Genomic DNA, 26,559 nt, shown 5'->3' on the forward strand with positions numbered 1-26,559 from the left:
TCACTTTTCCTGTTCATACTTACTCTTCATTTTCTTAATATTATCGTCCGAAAGTTCTTCCTTTTGATCCGCAATTTGCCTCAACAGATCTTTGTTAGCTCTTACATATTTTTTAGCCTCTTCTATTTCAGCACCCTTAAGATCATTTTTTTTCTTATTTTCTTCATGATGTACATTCCCATCAAGGTCAATAGACAAGAATTCATCCTTATTCACTTTTGCTTTTTTATTTGTCTGGACTTTTATTCTAGGGGCATGTTTTCCCTTTTTATAAGAACCACCTTCATCTATCCAAATATTCATCGGCAACCCAGTATCTTTAGTCCTTAGATTTCGTGCTACTGGCTTGGGTTTAGAAACATCACCAATTTTTCTTTTAGCTTTGGCAATAGGCTTTTTTTTCGTAGATGATGTCGCGCTCTTCTTTTTAGAACCAGTTGGGGTAGATCTTTTTTTAGAAGATACGGCCTTCATAGATTTCGCTTTCATACTCGGTCCTCCTTACAATTCCAACGTTAAGCTTTCAGTGTCTTTTGTTTTTTTCTTCTTGGGTTTGGTGGGGGTGGATTTTTTGAGGAGTTTGCCGGTTTCGTCGACGAGGCCGGCGGCGAGTTCTTGTTTGTGGCGGTCGTTGTTGAGTTTGAGGAGGCGGGTCATGATTTCTTTGCGGGCGTCGGGGCAGACGGTGTAACGGCGGCGGTCGTTTTCGGGAAGGAATTCGAGGTCGTAGAAGCCGTGGTTCAGGGCGATGTCTGACCAGCCGTAGGCGGCAGCGACGGCGGTGTCGCATTCGACTTGGACTTGGCGCATTTTCATGAATTCGCCGAGAGCCCATTCTGCGTCGGCATCGGAGCATTTTGCAGTTTTGGCGATGTTTGCGGCAGAGAGGTTCTCTTGATGATAAAGATTGTAGAGGTTGGTTAGGCCTATCTTTATTTTCAGCATGATGGCTTTGCGCTGGTTATCCAACTTTTCGCCCAATGCGTCAAGGGTTGCCTTGTGTTGCTTGATTTGTTCGTCGGCACCTTCAGCAGCAAGGATTTCTTCGGGGACATATTCGCGATTGGGTTCAAAGCCTGCAGGGAACGGGAATTTTTCAAATATATTTGCCGCAGGAGCATATCTAAAATCTCCTTTCATCGGAGTTGTGTATTTATAGGCCCAATAAAAATGAGCACATGATTGTAAAATTACAAAGTGAGCGTAATCAGTAAACGGAAAGACAACTAGACTTTGGTCAAGGACTTTATCATTACTAGTAAAATTAAACGCGACTGATTTACTTGTTAAAGCAACAACAAGCACACGATTCAGACCTTTAATTTTAGCATACAGTGCAGGTCTCTTTTCTGAATAATGCCACCATTTTTGTGGCAATGGACTCCGTAAAACATACTTTCCATCTTTCATTCTAGTACGTTCCGGCTTAACCAATTTTTCCACAATAGTTATACAATCAGGATAATCTTCAGCAACTTCCCCATCATACCCTTTTTCCGCAAGTTGATGATTCAAGGGCCAGTCATAGAAATTAATCACCCATCTACTTGGACTTTGGTCAAATCGCGAGTTCATATCTTCACCATTAATGTATGGACGAACTACTTTTTCATTACGACGATCCTTATCCAATAATTCCCTTGCTTTTTCTTGGCTCAAAACAAACCCTAATCCTAAAACATAGGAGCCGACATAGCTATACTCAGTATTTTGTAGCAATGACTTGGCTTCTATAGTTTGTTTGTCAGGATCAAAATAGGTGGAAATATATCCAACTTTTTTCCCATCAAGAAGACGAGTACTGTTCCAAGGACCTTTAAATACCGTAAACAAACTTATTCTAACTTCGGCAACACCAGGCCAAGGAGTACTCTTAACAGCCATTGTTATATTTCCACCTTCATTTTCTATAACGGCTAAACATCCTTCTCTAGCATTTCCTTGAGATATTGTTTTTGTAGAAAGCGTTCCCAAAAAACAATTATTCTTCAACAAATCGAAATTTCGTCGTACAAAATAACCAACCAAATCAATTGCTCCTGCGGGAGCGTAAGCAAAACACAAATAATCTAAATAAAGTTCACCAAATGCTCTCCTTAATTTTTTATCTCCCTTAAACGGCGGATTTCCAAGGAAGCAATCAAAACCGCCTTCCGCCATCACTTCGGCAAATTCAAGGAACCAATGGAAAAATCCCTTCTGTTTGCTCACCTGCTGGGCATATATCGCTTCGCTGTCATTTTCGATATCCTTTTCACCCGTCAAATACTTACGGTAAACATCTTCTGTCACCAGGGGCTGTTGCTGTGTCTTGTCGGCAAAGTAGCCTGCAAGGCGCATGTCGGCAAGGACCTTCAGCTTTTTCCATGCCGGCGTAGATGTCACTTTAAGGTAATTTGATTTTTTCTCTTCTGCCAGTTCGGGCGTGGAGTCATCCATCTTGGAGACCTGTGCCATTTCGGCAATCACGCTCTGGATATCCGAGTCAATTTCCTTGCGGAATACATCCTGTGCTTCGGATTCCTTCGCCTTCTTCTGTTTCTTGATGACGTCGTCATTCCTTTTCTTGAGTTCGGCGTAATACTTCTTGTCGCTATCCTTGTAGGTCTTGAAGGTGTCAGAGGGAATGGTCTTGAAAATGTCTTCTACACGAGCCACGCCCACAAGGGTATCGCCGCACTTGATATGGTTATCCAAGAACCCAAGCGATGTTCCCGGGTTATGACTTTCGAGCCAGAGGGCGACCTTGCAGAGTTTTACCGCCTGCGGATTCTTATCGATACCGTAAATGCAGTTGCGGATAACGTCCTTTTCGGCGTTCCTGAAACTTGCGGGGTCCGGATTATCGGACTTCGTGCGGACTCGGGCAAGTTCCAGGGCTATGCGGCGGGCGGCATTCAACAGGATGTGTCCCGAACCGCAAGCGTCATCGCACACACGGATTGAAAGCAGGGCGTGTTCCTTGTCGGCTTCTTGTAACTTCTTTTCGATTAGCGGGTTCAACGCGCTCTTGATAAGCGGATCCACCAGTTCTTCGGGGGTGTAGTGCGAACTGGAATTGTCGCGGTCTTCACCCTGCACGTAGCTAAATTTCAACGAGCCGTTAATATCGCGTTCAATGCTCGGGTCGAGTTCCAAAAGGCCTTCGTAAATGGAACCGAATTCTTCGACATTCAACGCGGCGTAGTTCACACGGACTTTAACTTTGCGGTCTTCGTCAAAGTAACTATCAAACAGTTTGACGCCTTCAGCAAAATCCCAGTTATTGATGTGAACCTGTTTCAGGATTTTCATTTCGTCCTTGTTGAACAGGTCTCCCATCAACGCCTTTATCCCAAGGGTGTTGCCAAAATCGTTGTCCTCGAACAGCGCAAATACAGTCTTCAGTTGTTCGTAGGCATCGTGGTAATACTTTTCTTCGGGACCAATGGTGACGCAACGCTTTCTCAGGCTTTGCAGGGAATAGTAGGCGTAATAGATGTTCCGCTTGGACGGGTCCGCATCGCGCTCGAATACAAGATGGCGTTCTTCAATCACCAACAAGAACAGCAAGCGATACACAAGAGTCAGGAACTCGTCATTCAGGCTGTCGGCAGTCCATTGCGTTCCATAGCCGCTTACGATGTCCTTGTTATCTTCCCTATTCAAAAATCCGTTCGCCCATGTTTCTACAGCCGTCTTTACGGCAGCACTCAAATTCTCACGAATTCTGGAACCGTTTTCCATGGAATTCAGGTGATAGTATTCAAGCAAGCAGTCGGCAGGTTCGGTGCCGATTGCCGGGAAACGGGTAGGGTGCAAAAGCCTATAAAGAATCGCGAAATTATCGTAAAGGTCTTCTTCAAAAATCTTTTCGAGGTCAAATTCCAGGTAGGTCAACTTGACCAAGCGGCTGGAATCTCGAAGCAAGCGGAGCACGTGACCGTTTGTCACAAGGGCGTAAAGGTTTTCTTCGCTCAGGTTCAAGAATTCCTGGACCATGCTGTGGGGGCTACGCTTTTGGCCTTCACGCGCCTTGTCGAGCGATTCGTAATAGCCGACAATGTGGACGGGGCATATCCTGCGGGTCGCCTTGTGGCTAATGGCAAAGGATTTCTCACCAAACTGTTCTGCAGGTTTGGATTCTATATCGAAACCGAGCATTCCCAAAAGGGGCTGGATCCAGAACTGGCGTGTTCTCGATGTGCCGAACCTGTCTCTTGGGTCTTCGCGTTCTATGCGCGCCTTGAAAATTTTCCATTGCTGCACGGCATCGGCCCAGCAACTCTGGATTTCGTCACGGACAGGAATATCTAAATCAAAGTCCTTGGAACTCTGACCTTTCAAACCACTCGTTTCATTAAGATTGTCAAGCGTCTCGGGGCCAATGAGGCCGCCTTCCCAACTGATTCCCGTATAGTTCATTACTGAGCCTCCGGAACAAAGATGTAAATGCCAAGAACATCTAGCGGAATTACGGGTTCAACCACCTTGAACCGGTCCGATTTCCGCTTTTCACCTAACGCCTTGTAATAGCGTTCGTGTTCCTGGATAAGGAGTTCCGCGCGTTCCTTTGCAAATGCGTCAAAGTCCGCCTGCTTTTCGCCGATGGTATCCAGTTCACGCTGGAGTTGCCTTTGCTGGATTTCGGGCGACAGGTCGCCTGCAGGGGCGGGATTCTTCATCAAGTCAGAAACCTCTTCCTTGGTGAGAATGGACTTGCTTACAGTCCGGTAGCCACGTGTCAAAATTTCTTCGGCAACCATATTGGAGCCATCCAATTTCAAGTCCTTGATAACATGGCGTGCTCTTAACAGGTATATAACCGTTCTTTCGTTCACATTTTTGGACTTTACTACTGCCGCCCTAGCCGCAAAACGACTATCCTCTTGATGGTGGGTTGCATCCGCCAAAACCTTTTCGCAAAGGCGTTCTACGGCTTCGCTATTGCGGCCCCAATAGGTTGTTCCTTCGGGAACGGGAGCCTTGAAAGAAATAGAAGTGCGTTTCTTGAAGAAATTTTTCAGGGTGTCAGGGATTTCTAGGCCTGCAAAATTCAAGATGCACTGCTCATCATTCATTTTTGAATTCTTCGCATAGATGTCTTGCATTACATCGTGAACAAAGGAATAGACCACTTCCGGATTACCAACACTTTCATCGGAGCGCTTCAAGTCTTCTTCGATTTCTTGAGCATGGATAGATTCCTGGGCAAGCATGGAACGGAGCACTTCTTCCTTTTTCACCGTTTCCTCGAAATACTTATCCATACCCGTATTGGCATACTTGAATTCATCTAGGTCAAACAAGGAAAGCTGCCCAGAAGCGTCTTTCTTTTTCTTGGCGTCGTTCAAAATCGCCTTGAAGATTGCATCCATAAACTCCTTGGAATTTTCCGGGAACGAGATAGAAACACCTATGCTGCCCTTGATTCGCTTTGCCTTTTCAAACAAAACTTTGAGAACCGTCTGGTCCATGGGATTGTCCTTCCCATAGAACATGCAGGTATGAACTTCGGTACGAATTTGACCAAAACGATCTACACGACCTTCTCGCTGTTCCAAACGGTTCGGATTCCATGGCAAATCGTAATGGAACACCGCATCAAAAATATCTTGAAGGTTAATACCTTCAGAAAGACAGTCCGTCGCCACAAGGATTCTCGGCTTTTTATCACCTTCTTCCGGCATCATCTGGCGAACACGTTCCTTACGGTCATCGTCAGGCAATTCACTGGTGATGCATTCTATGTGAACCTTGTTGCCAAACTTTTCGCGCAAGTTTTCTTCTACATAATGCGCGGTTTCGATGTATCGGCAGAAGATTACCGGTGAAACGCCTTGTTTTATCCACTGCTTGACAATTTCGCTACAGCCGAGCAGCTTATAGTCTTTTTCGAAACCCTTTAACCGCTCTAGTTCTGCAACAAAACTTTCAAACTTTGTTTTCTGCTCCGATTTCAATTGGGCTCTAGATGCAAGGCTCGTAGGGAGTTCATCGTTAGAGGCATCTAGTTTTTCAAATAGCGGATTTTCGTGTTCGATGGAATCGTCCACACCATCGTCTTCATCCAAGATGTCATTGACCTTACGCGAGAACATCTTTGCACCCGCAGCTGGGCTCGACATAATTCCGCGAAGGAATGCCAATGCAGTCCAATATCTAAAGCGCTGGTTTTTCGTACCCGAGACATTCTGCATCATATCGGATGCCATCTGCAAAACTTCGTCATAAAGTTTTTGATAAGGCTGCGACAGAGTATAACTTTGATCATGATCAATTTGCGATCTCTTGGGAAACGGCGTATTTTCATCTAGCCACTTGGTAATGTTACCGCGTTTCCGCTGAACAAAGAACTTTGCCAATTCCTTTTTTACAGAATCCGATTTGAACCATTCATCTTCTTCAAATTTCGGGTTCAGAATACCTAACAGCGACTTGAATTCTTCATCTTTTCCGGAATGGGGCGTCGCCGTCATCAAAATGACATGGCGTTTGTATTCCGGTTTTGCCAATTCCGACAATACACTATAGCGCAATTGTTGGTTCTTGAAAGCTCCAGCCGGTTTTGCGCAGGTATGGGCTTCGTCCACAATCAACAACTCAGGAGCATCCAATATGAATCGGCTCTTTTTGCTGTTATTGTCAAACTTGATGTAATCAATGCTTACAATCTGATAAGGATAATGTTTGAAGATGCTATTATCGTCATCGGGTTTCGCTTTTTCCAAAGCAGCCTGGGTACTACCACGAATAATGACGGCATCAATATTAAACTTGTCCTTCAATTCCGTCTGCCATTGCTCGCAAAGATGCGGCGGGCATAGAACGGCAAAACGCTTAATATCGCGACGTTCAATCAATTCCTTGACAATCAACAAAGATTCAATAGTTTTACCAATACCCACGTCATCGGCAATCATCAAGCGAATAGGGCCTTCTTGCTTGAGAGCCATGATAAGTGGGACCATCTGATAACTACGCGGACGGAAACCAAGTTTTGCCGCACAACGAAAAGGGCCTGCTGCATTACGCAAAGTCAAACGGGATGCATCATAGAGCAATTTTGCGCTACGGACATTGCCAAGGTCTTTTTCAGACGGAAGGCCAAAATGCGCGGCTGTTACCGCATCACGCTCAACATTCAAAGGCAAGTAAATACCAATACAATCGTCTTCGCCACCATCAAGAGCTTTCAACCTCAAAAGATTCTTGTCTTCCGATGGCAAAACAATCCAATCACGGCCACGAGTGTTTACAATGGTGCCGGTACGCCAATCTTGCATTTGTTCACTCACTTGTCAGCCACCTTTCTGAAAATATCCTTTCGTTTCGCTACGACATCATCCAGATTGTCTTTGTAGTAATAGACTATATAATCCAGCCCTTTATCGAGCAACGCTTCTCGTTGCTTTGTGTCGCGTTCCATCACATTATTCTCATCGTGCGGCGAGCCGTCACAGAATACATATGTGGGTAAAGATCCCGAATCAGGCGCATAGTAGAAATCAGGCTGGCAATATAAGCCATCAACTCGCCTTTGGGCCTCATCGGGTAGGCGTAAACCATGAGCATAGAGATAATTCAGGAATTTCAATTCCGTAGAACTATTCTTGTCATAAGTTTCCAAAAGTCGCTGGTACTGGGCTTCGTAACGGGCAGAATCCGATTTACCCACTTGAATTTGACAATTCAACAAGCGTTCCACGGTATTCTTAATCGTAAATCGATCTATAACAGCATGGTCCGTCTGGTTGTAATAACTCAAGAAATCCTTATAACTAGCCTTATCCTTGTAGGTTTCATCATCAAATCGGCAGAGTTTCTGGATTTCGTTTACAACCTTGTGCCAACCTTCGTTATCTTCGGTCAACGACTTCAACACACCAAGGCTTTCTTCGGCAGATTCATACAGAAGAATGTTCGGCGCTTCAGGATCGCCAATCGGAGTAACACCGAGTTCAGAACTTTCGATACTGAAAACATTTTCTATTGCCGTTTTCAAAGCATATTGCAGCGTAACGCGGCCAGCATAATCCAAACCAAGAATACTTACAGGTTCCACATAGAGCGCATCTGCAGTATCTGTGGTATAAATCTTCACCACACTTAAATTGTTATAGGTTTTTTGAGAATTTGGATTATCCTTTTCACCAGCAAGTTTATTTCTATATCCATGTGATTTCCAATCGCCGGAAACATTGTTCAGCACAAAGCCTTCCAGTTCTTGGTTTTTCCACTTGTTGTTGATATAGACTAGCTTTGCCGCAGGAATATAGCGGATTCTAAGAAGCAAATCGCCACCCGCGAGCAACCTCAATTCCTTGATATCACTCTTATTGCCATCATAGGCGAAATAAGTGTCGATTACGTAACCCATACGGGTGCGTTCTTCTTCATCGCAGGTAATGTGAACCTTCTTTTCAGCCACTTGGTCCGTCATCGACATCAAATCCGTAAATTTCTTACGGTCACTGCCGATTTCTGCACCAGTCCAAGGGTCATTATTCACATTCTGTTGGTCATCAAACAGAATATATCCACTCTTTGTGCATACCAACGCATCAGAACCTTTCTGGTGAACTTCGGAAAGTTGCGAACTGACAACCTTATACTTTGCTCCGTTATGGTACACAAGATTTTCAGGCCCCATTTCGCGCAAAGCGAGATTTCTCGGTCTGCTTAAGGACTCAGCCACCTCATTTTTATCCTTGTTGCTCAGCAGCAAGTGAATCGGCAAGCGTGTAAAGTTGTACCCAGGCAAGAAGCCTTCACTAGCCAAATAACGGAACGGATAGAATTCGGATTGAGATTCTCCAGAATTAGACTTATCTCTATTCAGCAACAAATTGCGGAAAGCCAACGCCCTTGCCTGATTTTGCTTTGCCGTTCTATATTCGTCACTAGTCGATTTATAAATCGGATTTTCCAGAATTTTATCTGCTGCAGCCAATTGAATCTGCTGTTGGATAAATAGATTTTTCCAACGGCTCATCGATTTTTCAAACTCACTACCAAGGCTTTGCAGAACACGCGTCGCCCAGTTATCGTTATACCAGTTGGTTTTGGCAAGATCGCCTGCAATATCAGCAACAACCGCATTCCATCTATCAAGAATGTCCTGCGAGTTTTTATCAGCATCAACCAAAGATTGCTTTGTCTCATTCTTTAAAGGCAAATCAGGGTGATCGATGATGATAAATTCACCCATGCTGCCACCAGAAATGCCACTAACACCACGATGCGTGAGAAACAGAGCATCAAAGTGACTTCTCAACAAGTCCTGATTCAACAGGTCAAGTTTTGGCGGTTTGACTTCACCAGCAACAATTTCTCTAGGATTGGCAAAATAATGAGCATCATGAGCCGAGCGCTGACTGCAACTCGTAAACACCAATGCCGGCTGCCCACTACGCCCCGCGCGACCAGAACGCTGTGCATAGTTAGAAGCATTCGGTGGAACATTTCGCATATGGACTATGCTCAGGTCCGAAATGTCAATGCCCAACTCCATTGTCGGAGAGCAGAACAATGTTGAAAACGCACCCGCTCTAAAATCTTGCTCTCTTTGCTGACGTTCTTCTTTAGTAATTTGCCCAGTATGTTCCTTTGAAACAATTCTAGAAGTCAAAGAAGACGACAAATACAACTTTCTGAAATATTCGTTGGGCTTACGCTTTGCATTTTTACTATTCCGATGGAAAATCATGTCATCAGGAACATAGCCATCGCCCTTCTTCCACAAAAGGGTTTCAACATTCAAAATGTAAACGACTGCGTTTTCATTGCCCTGCTTTACTTTTTCTTCACTTCGCAAATAATTCGCTTCACAAAGCGTATTCAACAACGCTTCTACAAATTCATCATAGCGCTCGCCATTGATATTGACATAGCCTTGAAGCTTATCTTTGATATAGCGACCCAAACGGCTTTGCATACCCACAGATTGAGTATAGATTGCACGCATCTTGGTTCGCTTGAGAGCCATCCAAGTCGGTTCTGGAATATCCGATTCCTCGGGAACCCAATTGGGCAACAAATTGTTTTCAAAGGATTGAAGATTTTCCTTAATCTTGCTTGCGTTATAAAAGCTTTCGTGATAAATCGAATAACTCTTGCGGAAATACTCCAGCACATTGAAACAAATTTCTTTTAAATCATCCTTTGTAATAGAAGTATTCCACTTATTGTTGAAGGTATCCAAGAACACTTTCCACGGACTTTCTTCCATTACTTCATCAAAGCCTTCATACTCAACCCGCATAAGTCCGCAAGGTTCAAGCCCTGGCATATTGATTTTCCAGGAATTTGACAGATCCTTCAACAGAAGATATTTGAGCAAGGTTTTAAATGTATCTTCCGCCTTCTTTTGTGCCGTACGGAAACCTGAATCACCATTTTTATTGTAATCAGCAATGCCGATATTCATGCAAGCATAGACTTTATTTTCCAATTCGGCAAAAGAAATAATGCCATTATTATTCAAAGCCCTCGCAAGAGCACTTCTAATTCGCAATGTATTGACGAAGTCATTAAAATGGCCTGCCTGTAAAGATGCATCCTGTCTATTGTCAGTAAAACTCAGAAGTTTTGTATCCTGGTTTTCAAAGCCAGATGCCGCCATTGAATTAAGGATATTTAGAGAAAGTACCGTTGTTGAAGTGGAACGGCCTTCCATGCCAATGCGAGTCAACTTTGCAAATTCAGATGTTTGATGATGATAAACATCGCCACTAGTCGGGTCATAAACAAATCCCGTCGGAATATACCAAACATTCCTGTCGGAAAACATCTCGGTATCTGAACTAAAATCGCCTTTTACACTAATGCTTATAAGCTGCGGGAACTTATCCACATACTGCTTTTTCAGAACAACCGAACCGTTCTTATAATCAACAAAGTCATTCGGGAGGCTTAAAATATCTTCTTTAGGGTTCCATTCCGCTTCGTCAATCAAATAGCCACAAGAGATATCAGCCTTATCATCTTCACTAACTAGCGAATCGCCAAAATCGCGAGTTTCCAGCTTTCCTGTTTTTTCGTTCTTCTTTACGCAAATAAATGGTTTGCCAGAGGTTCGACTGAAAACAACCGGATACAGTGGGCAATCAACGCCATTAACATTCTTCGACGGCAGCCCGTCAAAACACACAACCCTGTCCGATTCTTCATCACCTTCAGCAGGTTTATGCAAAGAGACCGAAACACTCGTGGACTGAGAAATAAACTGATGCAGTTTATACGGCAACACAAAACTCTTGCGAAGTTTCTTTTCAACATTCTCCCTGGCGATGATTTCATTCACCATTGAAATCGAGTTAAAAAGATTCTTCAACGCAACAGAGCACTTTTCAACATTTACAGATGTATACTCCGACAACTTTTCGGACATTTCATCAAGGGTCAGAGGAACCCCTCTTCTCAAGACCCCGTTTTCATTCTTCAATGCAACAGAATGTTCAACCCACTTGAACAAGGCATTCTGAATCAAATACTGTTCCGCATTTATCGGTTGCGTAAAGGACTCAACAACAGTCTTCAATTCATCAGCAGACGGAACAGTTTCATCAGAGATAGACTTCAAAGACTCTTCTATAATCTGATCGCGTTCAAATTTTTGACCAAAGAACAAAGAAGCAACCTTAGCGACAGCCTCCTTTCGCTCTTCAGTAGATGTTCCGCTCGCCATAGTTGCAGAGGTTCCCATGCACGTAATATGATGAGAACACTCCGCCTTTATACGGCGAATCAGCATAGCCACATCTGCACCTTGACGTCCTCTAAACGTATGCAATTCATCAAAGGCAATGTATTGAAGATTTTTAAAGAGAGCCTGCTTGATCGAATTATCGCTTTGACGAGTCAAAAGATATTCCAACATCATGTAGTTGGTCAAAAGAATATGCGGCGGATTTTCTCGAATTTTCTTTCGAGAATCTTCACTTTCTTGACCCGTATATTGATTAAAACTAATCGGAAAATCTTCACCAGTCAGGTTCTTGTAATTCCGCGCGTACTTCTCTATTTCATTCGTTTGAGAATTGATAAGAGCGTTCATCGGGTAAACAATCAAGCCCGTTACACCAGAAGTCTTATCTCTAATAGCGGCGTTTATAATTGTGCCGAGAAAAGTCAGAGATTTTCCCGAGCCCGTTCCTGAGGTGACGGTAAAGTCTCGACCTTGCGCACCAAGTCTCAGAGCTTCTTCTTGGTGCTTATAAAGATTAAATCCTTTGAAGATTTTATCCATCTTTTCATCAAGAAGACCTTCATCGACAAGTTGCCTTAAAGAACATCCTTCTTGATAAGATGGGTTGAACTGAATCAACGGGTCAGGCCACATTGATTTCTGGTCGCCGTAACTTTTCAGTTCCTTTAGAATTTGGGGATCGTCAATGTCAACGAAGCTGTTAGCAAAAGACTTATACTGCGACATAATGTCTTCGTGCAGTCTAAAAAAATCTTTAGTAGCCTCGGCCATAGCAAGACTCTCCCATATATAAAAATCATATAACCAAAACACCCTAAAACCATGATTTTAGAGCAATTATTTCGTTCATAGAATATAACTTAAAAATGCAATTGATTTCTTAAAAACAAGCCTACATGTGAGTTTTTATGGCACAAAGCACCCTTTAGCGGAAATCATCATCCGACACGATGAATTTTTCAATGTTTTTTATTCCTCAGAAAGTCGCGCCAATTCAAGTCCAACAGTATTTACAAACAAACTTTCTTCCATTTCAACAAACCATTACCAAAATTCAACAATGTCAAAAAAAATTTTTTATTTTTGGACAAACTCATACATATCTACAGGATTAAACATGAAAGTTTCAACATCAGAAGCATCTATTTCTACAAAAACAGAGTACGAAAATTTATACATAAATAATCAAGCAACGACCACCAGCAACGCGTCCTCCGAAGAAAATACAACAAATCAAGAACCTCCCACCAACGGAAATCCTTCTCCATCCCCTTCCCCAATTCAAAGAAATCCTATCAGCGATACTTCAAAAAGCAAAAAAGAAAAAGCTTTAGAAATGGCGTTGGACACTCGTAAATTTGAAATAGAGCTATATTGGAAACGTGCTACATATTTTTGGGCGTTCATCGCATTAGCGTTCACATCCTTTTTCTTAGTTGCAGATGCCGAAAATATGGATAAAATTTTAAAAAATGAATTACAAGTAATAATTTCGGCCTTGGGAATTTTTTTATCTGTTTGTTGGTTTTTAGCAAACAAAGGATCAAAATATTGGCAAGAGAACTGGGAATTCCATGTAGACCTTCTTGAAGACGAAATAATGGGACCTTTATACAAAACTACAAAATCATATAAAGGACGTAAGAATTTTCTACTCCCTTGGAAATCCTACAAATTTTCCGTAGGGAAAATTAACATGATGCTTTCAGCAACAATGATTATTTTTTGGATTGTAGTCTTTATAGAAGCACTAACACTAACCAATTACACCTACAACGTCACAATCATCATAATCTTGCTCGTTTTGCTCTTGTTTTTAATTTGGAACGCTCGATCCACGGGTAGCAACGGTCAAGGAGGAAACAATTCATTTGATCAGCGACAAATAGACGACGACACTTCACCAGAAAGTCACGCAACAATACCGCCAACAGGACAAACTTTAAACACGGTAAATAAAAAATTTTCTTTTTTCAAATACTTTGAAGTAATTGGGTTAGCTCTTTTACTATCTGCATTTGGCTGGGAAATTGTAGAACGAAAAACAGAGACTCTTTCATTCAACAGAGAATGGTATTACATTAACGAAAAATTAGATCAAATATGGCGGGCAAATCAAGCTATTTGTGAAACTGTCAAATGCCCTCAATACAAATGGACTATAGGTATGAATTTTGGCTTCTGGCCCAAATGGGATTCCCCCAATCGCATAGGAGAGCAACACGAGACATTTCAAAACATTAGATGTGCTCTTTATATTCTTGGTTCATTAATGGTTATAATCGGGAGATGTGTTAGTATAAAAAAAGAAAACGAGTCGTCAATCAAATCTCCGCAACCACCATCCGCATAACGTTTTCATATCCACACACAAAAAAACATCATGAACATCCTCAAACAGATAAAAGCCATCAACCAAAAAGGCCTTAGCAACAGTCTCATTTCTATCTATTACAACATAGGCAGGGCCTTACCTTTTCGCGCACAAAGATTTCCTGATGGTAGAATATCCGATTGGTACAGATCACAATTCGTAGAAGTCCACGAAGTAAAACCAAGTGGAAAAGGTGGAAAGTATGGCCACGCCTATGGTTTTCACTATAGAAACGGTGAACGAGCAGATGCATACGAAAACGAACCAGAAATCAGTTGGTGTTTAAAAACCGACACCGAACCGAAATCAATCCCCTGTGCAGCTTGCGGCTCATGGGTCCTTCTAGATATTCTTGGCGAACCTACCGCTGAACCCGCCAAGGTATACAGAATTAATGATGTTTTAGAAAAAGGCAAGCATAAGGGGAAACCTTTATCTGAAGTTGTTCTTTCTGATTGGAATTGGATTAAATGGGCTAACGAGAACACAGAACAATTCTTATTTGACATGGACGAATTGACTGAAGAAAGAAATAAACACATTAAGCCAATCCTTCCAGATGATATTCTAACATTTGGAAAGTACAACGGAAAGAGTTTTAAATATATAGCAGAAAATGATTTAAATTATCTTGAATGGCTCGCTTCTAAAAATGAAGATTATATAAAAATATATGAATCCTTAAAGAAAGAATTCACTCTACCTCCGGAACAATAAGCGGGGCGTTGCGGGGTGTCCCCGCTAGTGATGTGAACCCCAAAAGTTAGACACAACTTTAGAGGCTAGCATGACAAAAATACACACAGAAGAAGAATGGCAAAGAGTCCTCGACCTGCACAAGGAGGGTATGTTGCCTAGGGCGATAGCTCGCCTAGTTGGCATATCGGAACGGGAAGTCAAGCACCGCTGCCGAATGTACGATCTGACAGGTACGTTCCAGACGGTACCACGCATAGGACGCCCTGTAGACTTCAATGTAAAATGTGCGGCTGTGGACGATGTGGTAAAAAAATCGCTATCTTGTGTCCTGGTATGTGCCAAGTATGATATAAGCCGTTCCGCCATAAAAGACTGGTTAAGCAAGTTTAGGCAAGGCGGCTACAAGAATCTGCGGGACAAGAAACCAGGAGGGAGTTTCCCAAGAATGCCTAAAAAGAAGAATATCCGAGCAGGAGCCGGCGAGTTAGAGCGCCTCAGAGAGGAAAACGAGTACTTGAAAGCCGAGGTCGCCTACCTAAAAAAATTAAAGGCCCTAGACCAGGAAGAAAGTGCCGAGATGTTCGGTATAGGGCCCAGGTCGTTCACGAACTGAGCGGTGAATACCCTCTCAAGCATCTCCTGAAGGCAAGCGGATTATCCCGCTCGACATACTATTACCATCTCCGTGAAAAGCCCGACCGCTACGCCGATGAACGCAGCCGGATAAAGGCCATCCACATGGAGCATAAGGGCCGCTACGGCTACAACCGAATCAGTATCCAGCTGAAAAGCGAGGGCTTTTCGATCAATCACAAAACCGTGTACAGAATCATGAAGGAAGAGAATCTGAAAAATGTCCGCAGGCGCCGCCACTACCACTCCTACAAGGGAGAAATAGGCAAGGTTGCGAAGAACATAGTGAACCGCAACTTTATGACAACGGCGCCAAACCAGAAATGGACAACCGATGTGACCCAGATAAACATCGGTGAGGAAAAGTGTTATCTGTCACCGATACTAGACATGTACAATGGCGAAATCGTCTGCTATACGATATCAGACCATCCAAACTTGAAGATGGTCATTAGAATGCTGGACAAGGCATACGGGTCAAGGAAAATAGAGAAAGGACTGATATTGCACTCCGATCAGGGGTGGCATTACCAGCATTACAACTATCAGCTGTCGCTGAAACAGCATGGCATAATCCAAAGCATGAGTCGCAAGGGCAACTGCCTGGACAATGCCATGATGGAGAACTTCTTCGGGATAATGAAATCCGAGTTGCTCTATCCGAATACCTTCAAAGATGTGGACCACTTTAAGCGGGAACTGAAAAAATATATCGAATACTACAACAATGACCGGATAAAACTGCGCCTAAACGGAATGAGCCCGGTACAATACCGGACTCATAACTCAGTTTTATCCTAACTTTAAACTGTCCAACTTTTTGGGGTCGGTTCACTAGAAGGGGTAGCGGATGACGCATGGAGATTCCCGCCTTCGCGGGGATGACATGTGGCAGGAGCGAGGGGAGCGCCCTCCCCTACGCAGGTTCGTTTTAGCCTAGTTGTCCAGGCAACACGAGCTTTTCCTTCTGCAGAAACTCCTTATCGTACTTCTCGAATGCCTCGGGGTTGCGCATGGCGACAAAGTACGGTTCGGGGTCGCGGTAACTGCCGGTGATTCCGTCGAGGAACCCTTCTTGCAGTTCTTTGCAGAGGAAGTAGGGTGCGTCACTTTCGGGGTCATCAGCGTAGCGGATTCCCCTGGCGCTCGCGACCACAAAGCCGCTCTTGCCGTAGAACGCGATGTTCCCGCAAATCAGGAGGCAACCCGCGCCCATCTCGGCGGCAATTCGCATGGAATGGTCGAGCAATGTTTTCCCGTATCCCTTGCGCTTGTAGTCGGTGCGGATGCTGATGGGCCCGAAGGTCATCATGCGGATTTTGCGCCCGTCGTCGGCGTCGATGTGCGACCACGCGTACATCACGTGCCCGATGATTTCGCCGTCTACTTCGAGCACGAGCGAGAGTTCCGGCACAAAGTCGGGCTCGCTCCTGTAGCAGTGCAGCACGTAATGCTCGGTGCATCCGGGACGGTACACGTTCCAGAAGGCTTCGCGGGTAAGGTTTTCGACGGTCTTAAAGTCGCGCGGTTGTTCCGTGCGGATAGTGTAATTTTTCATTGAACCAAGAGATGCTAAACAGCATCCAGTCTCCGTTAAAAGTACATGGCAAATATAAATAAATTCGGCAAATTAACCAAGGCCTTTCAAGTACTCTTCTACATTCAAGTATTCAATATCATTCAAGCAGCAAGACTTACCACGGTAAATTACGTACCGCCCCTTGATTTTGCCATAGCGGAATTCTGTCTCATGGCATTTCTTTTTGTCTTGCAAATGGCGGCACTGCGCAGGTACAGCTTTGTCGCTATGCTTGATTTCATAAACTTCGCAGCAGGCGTTTTCAGAATCAAATACGACCATGTCGAATTCACCCACAGGGAACTGCAGCGTAAAAATCTGCTTGTCCGGCCTCGCCATCTTGGTTTCAAGCAGCACGATTTCTTCCATCATGCGGCCCCTGATTTCATCCAGGATTCTCGCGATAATGCGGTTACGTTCCTCAATTGAAATTTTCCTGAAAGCCTCGTCCATCATAAGGCTACGGACAAGCGCCTCGGATTGCGCATAACGCAAACCGGGCTGCGCAAGGACCGTTCTAAAAGCGTTCTGGTTGAGCGACGCCATATTCACCACGTCTATCGGGCAAATCATATCGAGCATCTGCAAGTATTCGCGAATTTCTACCCGGTGAGCGTCTTCAATATCCACCGAACATTCATTGCAGTCCATGATTTCGAGCAGGCGTTTCATTTCCTGCGCAACCGCCACCGCATTGATTTTATCCAAAGCATCTGTCGGGTGCATCCTGTCGCGGCGTAAATTTGACGCTGAAATTTTCAAGTCGTTTGACGCAAAATCGCGAGTCAAAACATCAAGCGTAAAACGGTGATTGATATCTTCTACAATCCGGTTAATCGCATTCGTCAACTCACCACGCTCATATAGCTGCTGGAGCGAACGAAAATGACCACCATACTGGTAACACTTAAGAGAATGCTGAATGTTCCTTGCAATGGCAGAATCCACATAATCGTCGGCGCCCTTCTTGGTCGCAAAGGTAAACGCATCCTTGTTGTAATTGGTGCCGCCCATGCTCATGGTGCCGCCGTAACGTATGAACTCGTCTATACCAACAACACCCAACACGCGCTCAAATTCACGATACGGGATAAACGTAGTGTGCAACAGAATGCAACGATCATAAAGCTGCTCGTCTTCCGAAAATACGAACCCGAGCGAATCCGTTCCCGAAAGAACAACCTTCATGCCGCCCACGGCAAACACATCCGAAAATAGCGCCGCACCTTCGATAAAATCACCAAGCTGCGTCACTTCGTCAACAAATACGTACTTAAAACCCTGCGATTCCAATAACTTCAAATCGTGATTGACATCGGCAAGAGTATGTCGCGCATTCACCTGAACAAAAGCCGTCTTGGCGCGATGCGTCGCATCCATTTCACCAATCAGCTGACGCACAAGCGTCGTTTTGCCGGTACGGCGCAACCCATACAGCACGAGAACTCGATCGTTATTCGCGCCATAGACATAATCGTGCAAAGTCGCGAAACACTCACGCTTCTTGAAATCCTTCACAGGGGCAGCAAAATTTTCGAGCAACACACCAGTCTTTACATCGGTCTTGAACGCCGACAACGATTGCGCCGAATAAACCGCCCGCCCATCGGACAATTCAGTAGAACGCCCGAGCGCCGCCTGGCTCTTGGCCAACTCAATTTGCGCCACGAGCAGTTCCAGTTCGTCATCCTTGACGCGACGGCTCCGCTGTTTGCCATTTTCACACCACTGGTAATAGGCATACCGCTTGCCGTTAATCTTCTTGTATGTAATGCCACCGATGCTCATATCCACCTCCTTAACTTAATTTAACTTATTAAGTTAAAAATGTCAAGAGGGGGGGGTGGGCAAAAGGTTACTTACGCATGCGCAACTTTTCTCCTAACAGAAGAATTTGCCGCAGGCCTCTTTATCTTAAAAGCCTTATTGGAAGCTTTTTCCTTAGCACCATTCTCTGCTATCCTACCGAAGCTTTCCAAAATCGTTTTATCGCTAGGCAGCTTAATCACCTTTCTTGACTTAGCAACATCCCTTACAATGGGCAATAGCGTTTGCTTAGCAAAGTCTTCGCGATCGTCAGATGCATACATGTCCCTCAAGAAGTCGGGCATGTCTCGATTTTTGAATCGATCGATTGCCTTCTCAGCATCTTTTTCTCCTAGCAGGTAATCTGTACATATACTTGCGAATTCTTCTTGAACAATGTCCAGCATCTCTTCTGCATCATCTGTAATGAATTCGTCAAGAACGGCTCCAGATACTTTTGAAGCGGCCGCCCCTCCAAATAAAGCTCCAGCAATACCGCCAACAATTCCACCTGCAACCGTCCCAACAAAAGGAATCACAGAACCAGCAGCAGCACCGGCCGCTGCTCCCGCCATCCATCCACCAGTTCCCCCGGCAACGCTACTTGCCGTCTTGGCAACATTTTTGAATAGTTGCGCGCCCGACATTTTCCCGCTAAACACGCGTGCAAAATCCACGGACGAAAGAACAGCCGTAGTAATCACACCCGTGACAAAGTTTCCGCGAAGCAATTTGCTCAGGTGATTCGCCGCAGCTGCTCCATACAACGTTCGGCCACCTCCACTAGCAAGAAGTGATGCCGCTTTGGGCCCAATGAACTTTACCGCAGAATCGGTTACACCGCGCAACCCCTGTTCTATCCCGGTACGGCCTAACTGAGCACTCAACACACTGCTAATCCATGTTATTCCACCAATCTTCAGGCCTACCAAGCAAGCATCTTCTGCAGCCTCGTCAACACTGCTGCCGTTCCATATCGACGTGGCAAAAGTCAATATGGAAGACACACCGAAAGACGTGAACGCAACAGAAATACCATTGACAGCATCGTAGGTCAAACTTTCGACCGTACCAAACTTCGCAATATTTTTCACCTGTTCGTAGGTAAAGGCACCCTTCTTTACGATATTCTTCGCCTCTTTTGGGTCGCTCACTCCAGGAACCTGCCCCCGCCTAATCCTATTTTCCATAGCTTGCACTGCGGAATCGTACTTATCCGAAGGGACCTCTATTTTCATCGGGGATCCGTTTTTAGCTATGTAACGAAAATTGCCAGCCTCGTCAAAGCATTCCTCTATGCACTTTGATCCGGTTCGGCAGTATTTCGACTGAATCTCGATACCGTCTACAAGTCTGTCCGCTCCATTCTTCACATTATCGGAACCAACAAGTTTAGCATTTTTGCCCATAATCTTGTCATGCAAATGGTTCGCCTTTTCGGCAGCAAATCCATGCCCTCTTTCTGCAGAAAAAACAACATTCTCTGCATAATTCTCGGCAGCCTTATTTATCCCCGCACCAAGTCCGGCCTTTTTCGCTGCACTTTTTCCATTTTTAGAAACAGACTTCTTTACCATAATAAATGCCCTCCTTCTTGGCAAATCATGATACCGATTCAAATCCTATTCAAGAAATATATATCCGAAAACCTTTTACATTATGAACTTTTTTAAACATTTCCGCCATTTCAGCAGAAAAATGCATATATTTAAGCGTATGACTAGAGAAGAAGCTCTTGAAAAAGCAAAAAGAATCAAAGAAAACTCTGCGGCGCTAGCCGCCGAGACAGATTCTATTTTGCAAAAAACAGAGGAGAATCACAAGAAGCTTCAAGAGAATCTAAAAGAAGAACTGCGCGTTACAAACGTACTATCCAGCGCAGATGCAATTCTTAATCGACTAGAAAATGACTTTGAAGAAGGTTCCTCGCTGGGCTTAAAAGACATTCCGTTCCTTGTAGTGGCAACATCTTTGCAACTTCTACGAATTTACTTATTGCCCCAAATACAGGAGTCGTTCAAAGACAGCGACAGACTCGATCATAACGATCCCAAAATTAAACAAATGGAACGAGAAAAGATCGAGGCTTACAAAAAAGAGCATTCTGATTGGAAATCAGTCAAGAGCAAAAAGAATTATCGTTCCTGGCAAGAAATTGCATTCACCCGAAAGGTTCCCTACGACGCCACCCGACATTCTGGGGATGGATTTAACGGGATTAACATGCACGGGAGTTTGCACCGAGTAAAAACATTAGGGCACGATCCTATTCTCGGTTGGATTTTCGGGACAGCAAATATACTGACAGATTCCATTACGGTTACACCCGAATATGAATTAGGTGAAAAAAAACTTCCCATTCCCTGGGTTCAAACATATAGTGTCGACATGGGTTCCAACTTCTGTTGGAAAGAACGAATCAGCACGCCAGGAATGTTCGCTGATTCCTTTGAAAGCACCCAAGAAGACTGGCACCGACTCGCAGCAGCCTTTTTTGCTCAAGGCTTACATCTAGCTTCTGACGAATACACCAAGGCCGGATTGCCAATCCCCTTTCTAAGCACAATTGCCCCCGAAGAGGCCTACAAAATTTATTCTAAAGGCATTGACTATCTGCATTTAACAGATAAACTTCAAATTGTAGGAAAAACCATTAAATCAGCATCACAAGCAATCGCCATAAATCAAATCATCGGATTCTTGCATACATTACTCTACAACCCCAATACAGACGGGGACCAACAACTTTATAGCATCAGGACACGAAAGATCATCTTACTTTCCAACACCATCGCAACAGCATCTGATGTAATCCAAACGGCAATGAGAGCATACAATGGCGATGAATCCGCTTTGAAGAACTTTGACTTTGGCGGCTTCATTGTAACAATTTACAGGCTCATCACCGATATCGCATTCATCCAAGAAATCCGAGACAAGTTTGTATTCGGCGAATGGGAACGAATCGTAATGAGCAAAGACAACATTTATAACATATAGGGATTAATTATGGGTTTTGCACGTTTTCTAAAAAAGATAGCCAACGACTCCAATCCTAGCATGTATGCAATACGAATCATTCGTAAAGCAAGAACAAATCATGAGAATGTATTCAAGACTATTTTCAAGGACCTTAAGGAAACGGTCTGCGAAGACGCTCCCATCACAAGCCACATCTACAAAGCGGGCGAACACGATGGTCAAAAAAAAGGCCGAGCAGAACAGGCTGAAACTGATTCTAAAAAGTTTGACGAAATGAACGCCAAGCATCAAGAGGACGCCAACCGTTGGAGAGAAAGTGACCAAGCAAAAGACGATTTCATAAGGCGACAACAGCAGCATATTAACGAACAAGATGAAGTCATTGACTCACTAAGTGACAAGCAGTAAAAACGCAATATCAAGTCTTAGTAATACTATGAAACTGGAAAACATTGAAATAGAGAATCCACCTATTCTCGTAACGATTGCCGGCGACCGTTATTTCCGTATGGAAAAGAAGCTGGTTATCAAAGTATTCACGGACACCCAGATATACGAATACACGATACTTCCTGGCTTTGTAACGGACTTTAGATCGGGTGGTCCCATCGTTGATATTTTTATTCAACAATTCGGAACCAACCTAATGCAAGCGGCCTATATTTGCCACGATATTGCTTATACACCCATGTACACAGAAAATGGTGAGCGCAGCCACCAAATCCCAAAGCCCTTTGCCGATGCACTTCTTGAGCAAATGCTCATTTTTGCCAACGTTAAAAAATGGAAGGCCAAACTCATTTTCATCGCGCTAAAACTTTTCGGCAAAAAATCCTACATGATAGACAACGATTACTCCGTTGACAATTCGCGAAAGTATTCATTAAAGGTCTTAGAAAAAACGAGATAAAATCATGAAACGTTGGTTCTTTAATTTAATTGCCAAAAGCAATGGCCGCCAGCTAATAGTTTTATTGGCAGCTTCTACTATTGCCTTTATATTAGGCCTGACCATTTGCAAAGATGACAATTTTACCTGGATAGAAATGACCAACCTGTTTTTGGATCCCAGTTCCTTCGCCGAATCCAAAACAAACGCCGGTATTCGCCTGGTTTTTGCAATATTTGGCTTTTTTGTTTTTTCATCGCTTTTGGTTAGCGTTTTCACAAACATATTTGACAACATTACAGACGCGGCACGTTCCGGAAAAACCCGCTACCGTGTAAAAAATCATATTCTAATTCTCGGTGCAGGGCACCAGCTTTCAGGCATTCTCAGCGCAGTAAAAGAAGATGGCAAAAAACGCATTGTAGTTGTTTCAAGTCAAGACTTAGACCTTTGCGACGACTTTATTTACTATAAGGGAGACTTTGACGACAAGGATGTTCTAAGGTCCGTTCGAGCAGACCAATGCAAAGCCATCTATATTATAGGTGAAGATGGTCCCAATCACGACCCAAGAAACCTTCACTGTCTTGAATCGTTGAACGACATACTTAAAAATTCTTCTAGAAAAATTCATTGCTACTTAACATTAAGCGACCTTGTAACATCTGAAATATTCTATAGTCTAAAAACGAAACCAAACTACAACCATTTGCTTGTTGATATATTCAACGAGCAGGAATTTATGGTAGAACAGCTTTTGGTTGAAAAAGACTTTTTGCCGCTAATTAAAATAAATGATGACTACCGCTCACATGTCGTAATATTCGGTTCCGGCAATGCGGCCAAAGCTGTCGCATATACCGTAGCCCAAGTAAGCCACTATGCAAATTTCAAACGTACTGGATTAAAGACTTGCATAACCTTCATCAATGAAAACTGCAAAAAGTGGATGGATTCTCTAAAAGCTGCCAGGCCCGGACTTTTTGATTTGTCTAGGTACACGTACATAGATTCACAGGGCACAAAAAATATCCACCAGCCCAATGCTAGCAAGGGCGATTTTCTCGATATCGAATGGCAGTTCGTAGACACTTATGACGATTCCGAATTAGCTAAACAATTGCTGACAAACATCATTGAAAATAAAAACGAGAAACTTTCCATTTGCGTTTGCCACGAAAACACAAGTGAAGCCATCGCAACGACAATGCACTTGCCACAAATCGTTTACGGGAAAGCAAACATAGCCCTATATTGGAATGAAAGCAGTGATGAAATCATTCGGCAATTAAATCAATCCAACAAATGCGGAAAAATATACCTTCTCGGAAAATGCGGAAACATAAAGTATGTTGACACGGAACGCGTAAAACGCGGACAAAGAGCAAACTACATTTACGAATCCCACTTAGATCCAAAAATCCAGCAAGCGGACGCAGAATCGGAATGGTATAAATTGAGCGAAGCTCACAAAAATTCCTCTATGTATTGCGCAAACGCAATGATATTACGGCGCAAGAGTTTTGAGTCTGCAAGTCTAGAAGATCATTGCGACGCAGAACACCGCCGTTGGATGATATCTATATTGCTTATGGGAATTAACGAGCACAAAGATATAATGCCTTATGACGATTTGCCACAAGACGAGAAAAATAAGGATGTTATATTTATAAACAATACTGATTATATTGTTGATGGTGAAAAGGAAGGATGATTTATGGATGAGAAAAAAGTATTTATTAGTTATAGCCGTGATGATAAGGAAATAGTATTTCCTTTAGTTGAAAGACTAAAAAAAGATGTTGGCGATGTATTTTGGATAGATTTAGACGGCGTTGAATGCGGCGCACAATACGAAAAAATCATCATCAATGCCATAGACAAAGCAGAAATTGTTTTACTCATGTATTCCGATAATATTATTAATTCAAAATGGGTTGAAAAAGAAGCAACCTATTCTGAAGACAGCGAAAAAAAGTTAGTTCCTGTTATTATTAACGGCGATAAAATGAAGGGATGGCCCAAATTTCGCTATGCAAGCATAGACTCAATCAACATAAAAGATTCTAACCAATACAAAAAACTAGTACGAGATCTTATCAAGTGGCTTGGTTTAAATAAAGAGCAAAAAAATGGAAGCATAAGTACAAGTACAGGAACAAGTCATTCAATAGCCCGCAATCAAAATGACAAATACATATACATCACTAAAAAGCCACATTCCCAGTGTAATAGATCTGATTCTATTAGTTACTCAACATCTTACGGATTCAATAACCCACAAAAATCTACTTCAAAAACAATCTATACAACAAGCAATAACGAGAATAAGCAATCTAACCAATTCAACTCTTCTTCTGATTCCATCAAAAAAAGTTTTTTCGGTTCCTTAAACACATCCGAAAAGGATGACAACAAGGTTGCAGATAAAAAAGATGACACTATTAACGCGTTATCTCAATTCATTGAGAATTATTCAAAAAAAGACACCTCTAACGACCTTTATTCAGAAAAATTTTTAGAACTTCTTCAAACTTTAGCAGAAAAAAAAGACAACAACAAAGATGCAGCGAAAAATGACGACGCCATTAACGCATTATCGCAAGCCATTGAGAGTTATTCAAAGAACGGTTCCTCAAACGACTTTTATTCAGAATATCTTTCTGAACTTCTTAACGAAAAAATCCCATTAGACAATAAAAATTGGGATAATCTTCGTTTATTTATAGACTCAAATAAAGACAATAAATTTGATATAAAATATCTTAACAACAAAAACAATTTCTTAAAAAAGAATTATAAACCAAAGACTGACTTATGGAGGCACATATCTACGTCCCCGTCCTCAACCACAAAGATTACAAGATTCCATAATTCCACAGACTCGTCTACGAAAAAAGACGAAGAAAAGCTAGAGACAACACTCACATTTGACTATCACGACAAAAAAATTGAAATGAAACGACTAGGTAATACTTCTTATTACTTCGGTTCTTTCTCTGGGAAAAACGATAATTTTATCGACAAACTATCAGACAACATTCGTTCCGCAATTCCAGGAAATACGCTCGGTACAATTCTTGGAGGTGGCGCCATTGCAGCCACATTAACTTTCGCAATCCCCTTCGCTCCAACATTAGCAGGATTTGGTATTTGGGGGGCTAAAAAATTATTTTTTGAAAAATCCAAAATTGACGATTTTATAGAACATCTAAGAGACAAATATTCCTTAAATTTCAAACGTCTGCCTAAAAAATATGCAACAGGGCATAATCTAGACGAAGACATAATAATGCTCGATTGGGACGACAGAGAGATTTAATGGAAGAGCCTCAAAGGCTATCTTCTCCATATATTTGCACAATCAACCGCATCCATATTGTTTATAATTATGAAAAATACTCTCCGGTAAAAATACCGAAGAGCATTTTCTAATTATACATACAATCAACTAAAAAGAAATACTTTCTTCTTTTACGAATTCATCAATATCAGGAATAATATCGCCTAAACTAATTTTTTTCTTTTCTACAATATAATTTATAGAGCACTTTTCATTAATAGGGGAAACCAAATTATCAGCATAAACCGCAACATTAAAATCAATCTTAACAGATTCTTTCAATCTAATAAAGAGAAAGGGGTGCACAATTTTCAATCGCCCTTTTTGCAATGAAGAATCTTTGTCCGTAAAAGAACAAACTCCATCTTCTTTTTTTATAAAGCCCTCATTATCAAGTTCATACAGCTTTCTCATTATCTCTGGGGAACATATATTTCTATAATACAGAGGATTTCTGGTTGAAGTGCTCCTGTCAGCTACCCATTTTTAGGACTGGTTTAAAGTATACAAAATCACCCGGTTCTCATCAACCGATACTCCATTGGAGCGAGGTTGTTTAAGGAGT

Annotated in this window: 17 protein-coding genes; 9 read left to right on the forward strand and 8 right to left on the reverse strand. The window is 42.8% G+C overall.

Annotated elements, in window-relative coordinates; genetic code table 11:
- From B9Y58_RS13465 to B9Y58_RS13480, 4 genes are read right to left on the reverse strand one after another with little or no spacing between them, the layout of a single operon-like run.
- On the reverse strand, positions 1-489 hold the full coding sequence (locus tag B9Y58_RS13465) for a hypothetical protein (protein WP_073058010.1): 489 nt from the start codon (positions 487-489) through the stop codon (positions 1-3).
- Positions 490-501: 12 nt separating this feature from the next.
- Positions 502-4,404 carry an Eco57I restriction-modification methylase domain-containing protein gene (locus tag B9Y58_RS13470; protein WP_073058008.1) on the reverse strand — a complete coding sequence of 1,301 codons (3,903 nt, stop codon included), beginning with the start codon at positions 4,402-4,404 and terminating at the stop codon, positions 502-504.
- Positions 4,404-7,277: a helicase-related protein gene (locus B9Y58_RS13475; RefSeq protein WP_143154718.1), complete on the reverse strand. Its 2,874-nt coding sequence runs from the start codon at positions 7,275-7,277 to the stop codon at positions 4,404-4,406. Before B9Y58_RS13475 ends, B9Y58_RS13470 begins: the two co-directional genes overlap by 1 nt.
- Positions 7,274-12,460 carry a DEAD/DEAH box helicase gene (locus B9Y58_RS13480; protein ID WP_073057995.1) on the reverse strand — a complete coding sequence of 1,729 codons (5,187 nt, stop codon included), beginning with the start codon at positions 12,458-12,460 and terminating at the stop codon, positions 7,274-7,276. The genes B9Y58_RS13475 and B9Y58_RS13480 overlap by 4 nt, the downstream gene beginning before the upstream one ends.
- A 346-nt stretch (positions 12,461-12,806) precedes the next feature.
- Here B9Y58_RS13480 and B9Y58_RS13485 point away from each other — a divergent pair, with 346 nt between their 5' ends.
- From B9Y58_RS13485 to B9Y58_RS13500, 4 genes are all read left to right on the forward strand, one after another.
- Positions 12,807-14,042: a RipA family octameric membrane protein gene (locus B9Y58_RS13485; protein WP_073057992.1), complete on the forward strand. Its 1,236-nt coding sequence runs from the start codon at positions 12,807-12,809 to the stop codon at positions 14,040-14,042.
- Positions 14,043-14,072: 30 nt separating this feature from the next.
- Complete coding sequence (locus B9Y58_RS13490) at positions 14,073-14,780, forward strand: exodeoxyribonuclease X C-terminal domain-containing protein (protein ID WP_199220984.1); 708 nt, start codon at positions 14,073-14,075, stop codon at positions 14,778-14,780.
- Positions 14,781-14,850: 70 nt separating this feature from the next.
- Complete coding sequence (locus tag B9Y58_RS13495) at positions 14,851-15,375, forward strand: helix-turn-helix domain-containing protein (RefSeq protein WP_073057988.1); 525 nt, start codon at positions 14,851-14,853, stop codon at positions 15,373-15,375.
- Positions 15,376-15,401: 26 nt separating this feature from the next.
- Positions 15,402-16,196, forward strand: a complete 795-nt coding sequence (locus tag B9Y58_RS13500) for an IS3 family transposase (protein ID WP_073057986.1) — start codon at positions 15,402-15,404, stop codon at positions 16,194-16,196.
- A gap of 130 nt (positions 16,197-16,326) precedes the next feature.
- On the opposite strand, the gene B9Y58_RS13505 is transcribed toward B9Y58_RS13500, so the two are convergent.
- The 3 genes from B9Y58_RS13505 to B9Y58_RS13515 all read right to left on the reverse strand — a co-directional run bounded on the left by B9Y58_RS13505 (position 16,327) and on the right by B9Y58_RS13515 (position 20,357).
- Positions 16,327-16,953, reverse strand: coding sequence for a GNAT family N-acetyltransferase (locus tag B9Y58_RS13505; protein ID WP_073057984.1), 627 nt, complete (start codon positions 16,951-16,953; stop codon positions 16,327-16,329).
- 72 nt (positions 16,954-17,025) lie between these two features.
- Positions 17,026-18,762, reverse strand: a complete 1,737-nt coding sequence (locus tag B9Y58_RS13510) for an AAA family ATPase (protein WP_073057982.1) — start codon at positions 18,760-18,762, stop codon at positions 17,026-17,028.
- Positions 18,763-18,833: 71 nt separating this feature from the next.
- A complete protein-coding gene (locus B9Y58_RS13515; protein ID WP_073057980.1) occupies positions 18,834-20,357 on the reverse strand; it encodes a hypothetical protein in 1,524 nt (507 codons plus the stop codon).
- Between the two features lie 139 nt (positions 20,358-20,496).
- On the opposite strand from B9Y58_RS13515, the gene B9Y58_RS13520 reads away from it, so the two are divergent.
- Genes B9Y58_RS13520 through B9Y58_RS13540 form a run of 5 tightly spaced genes read left to right on the forward strand, consistent with a single transcriptional unit; the run spans position 20,497 to position 25,973 of the window.
- Positions 20,497-21,780 (forward strand): hypothetical protein, encoded by a 1,284-nt coding sequence (locus B9Y58_RS13520; RefSeq protein ID WP_073057977.1) that lies wholly within the window; start codon positions 20,497-20,499, stop codon positions 21,778-21,780.
- Positions 21,781-21,789: 9 nt separating this feature from the next.
- Positions 21,790-22,170 (forward strand): hypothetical protein, encoded by a 381-nt coding sequence (locus tag B9Y58_RS13525; RefSeq protein ID WP_073057975.1) that lies wholly within the window; start codon positions 21,790-21,792, stop codon positions 22,168-22,170.
- A gap of 28 nt (positions 22,171-22,198) precedes the next feature.
- The gene (locus B9Y58_RS13530; RefSeq protein WP_073057972.1) at positions 22,199-22,672 is read left to right on the forward strand and encodes a DUF1353 domain-containing protein; all 474 of its coding nucleotides are present in this window, start codon (positions 22,199-22,201) and stop codon (positions 22,670-22,672) included.
- Positions 22,673-22,676: 4 nt separating this feature from the next.
- Positions 22,677-24,365: a potassium channel family protein gene (locus tag B9Y58_RS13535; protein WP_073057970.1), complete on the forward strand. Its 1,689-nt coding sequence runs from the start codon at positions 22,677-22,679 to the stop codon at positions 24,363-24,365.
- A gap of 3 nt (positions 24,366-24,368) precedes the next feature.
- Positions 24,369-25,973 (forward strand): toll/interleukin-1 receptor domain-containing protein, encoded by a 1,605-nt coding sequence (locus B9Y58_RS13540; protein WP_085534944.1) that lies wholly within the window; start codon positions 24,369-24,371, stop codon positions 25,971-25,973.
- A gap of 129 nt (positions 25,974-26,102) precedes the next feature.
- Here the strand turns inward: B9Y58_RS13540 and B9Y58_RS13545 are convergent, their stop codons facing one another.
- On the reverse strand, positions 26,103-26,408 hold the full coding sequence (locus B9Y58_RS13545; protein WP_073057966.1) for a hypothetical protein: 306 nt from the start codon (positions 26,406-26,408) through the stop codon (positions 26,103-26,105).
- Between the last annotated feature and the right edge of the window lie 151 nt (positions 26,409-26,559).

It is taken from the genome of Fibrobacter sp. UWB15 (assembly GCF_900177705.1).
Lineage (GTDB): Bacteria > Fibrobacterota > Fibrobacteria > Fibrobacterales > Fibrobacteraceae > Fibrobacter.

Bases quoted from the DNA above. Each gene is read 5' to 3' on its own strand.
- B9Y58_RS13465 (WP_073058010.1), bottom strand. From the start codon at position 489: ATGAAAGCGAAATCTATGAAGGCCGTATCTTCTAAAAAAAGATCTACC.
- B9Y58_RS13535 (WP_073057970.1), top strand. From the start codon at position 22,677: ATGAAACGTTGGTTCTTTAATTTAATTGCCAAAAGCAATGGCCGCCAG.
- B9Y58_RS13490 (WP_199220984.1), top strand. From the start codon at position 14,073: ATGAACATCCTCAAACAGATAAAAGCCATCAACCAAAAAGGCCTTAGC.
- B9Y58_RS13530 (WP_073057972.1), top strand. From the start codon at position 22,199: ATGAAACTGGAAAACATTGAAATAGAGAATCCACCTATTCTCGTAACG.
- B9Y58_RS13545 (WP_073057966.1), bottom strand. From the start codon at position 26,408: ATGAGAAAGCTGTATGAACTTGATAATGAGGGCTTTATAAAAAAAGAA.
- B9Y58_RS13505 (WP_073057984.1), bottom strand. From the start codon at position 16,953: ATGAAAAATTACACTATCCGCACGGAACAACCGCGCGACTTTAAGACC.
- B9Y58_RS13470 (WP_073058008.1), bottom strand. From the start codon at position 4,404: ATGAACTATACGGGAATCAGTTGGGAAGGCGGCCTCATTGGCCCCGAG.
- B9Y58_RS13495 (WP_073057988.1), top strand. From the start codon at position 14,851: ATGACAAAAATACACACAGAAGAAGAATGGCAAAGAGTCCTCGACCTG.
- B9Y58_RS13515 (WP_073057980.1), bottom strand. From the start codon at position 20,357: ATGGTAAAGAAGTCTGTTTCTAAAAATGGAAAAAGTGCAGCGAAAAAG.
- B9Y58_RS13480 (WP_073057995.1), bottom strand. From the start codon at position 12,460: ATGGCCGAGGCTACTAAAGATTTTTTTAGACTGCACGAAGACATTATG.
- B9Y58_RS13520 (WP_073057977.1), top strand. From the start codon at position 20,497: ATGACTAGAGAAGAAGCTCTTGAAAAAGCAAAAAGAATCAAAGAAAAC.
- B9Y58_RS13525 (WP_073057975.1), top strand. From the start codon at position 21,790: ATGGGTTTTGCACGTTTTCTAAAAAAGATAGCCAACGACTCCAATCCT.
- B9Y58_RS13510 (WP_073057982.1), bottom strand. From the start codon at position 18,762: ATGAGCATCGGTGGCATTACATACAAGAAGATTAACGGCAAGCGGTAT.
- B9Y58_RS13540 (WP_085534944.1), top strand. From the start codon at position 24,369: ATGGATGAGAAAAAAGTATTTATTAGTTATAGCCGTGATGATAAGGAA.
- B9Y58_RS13485 (WP_073057992.1), top strand. From the start codon at position 12,807: ATGAAAGTTTCAACATCAGAAGCATCTATTTCTACAAAAACAGAGTAC.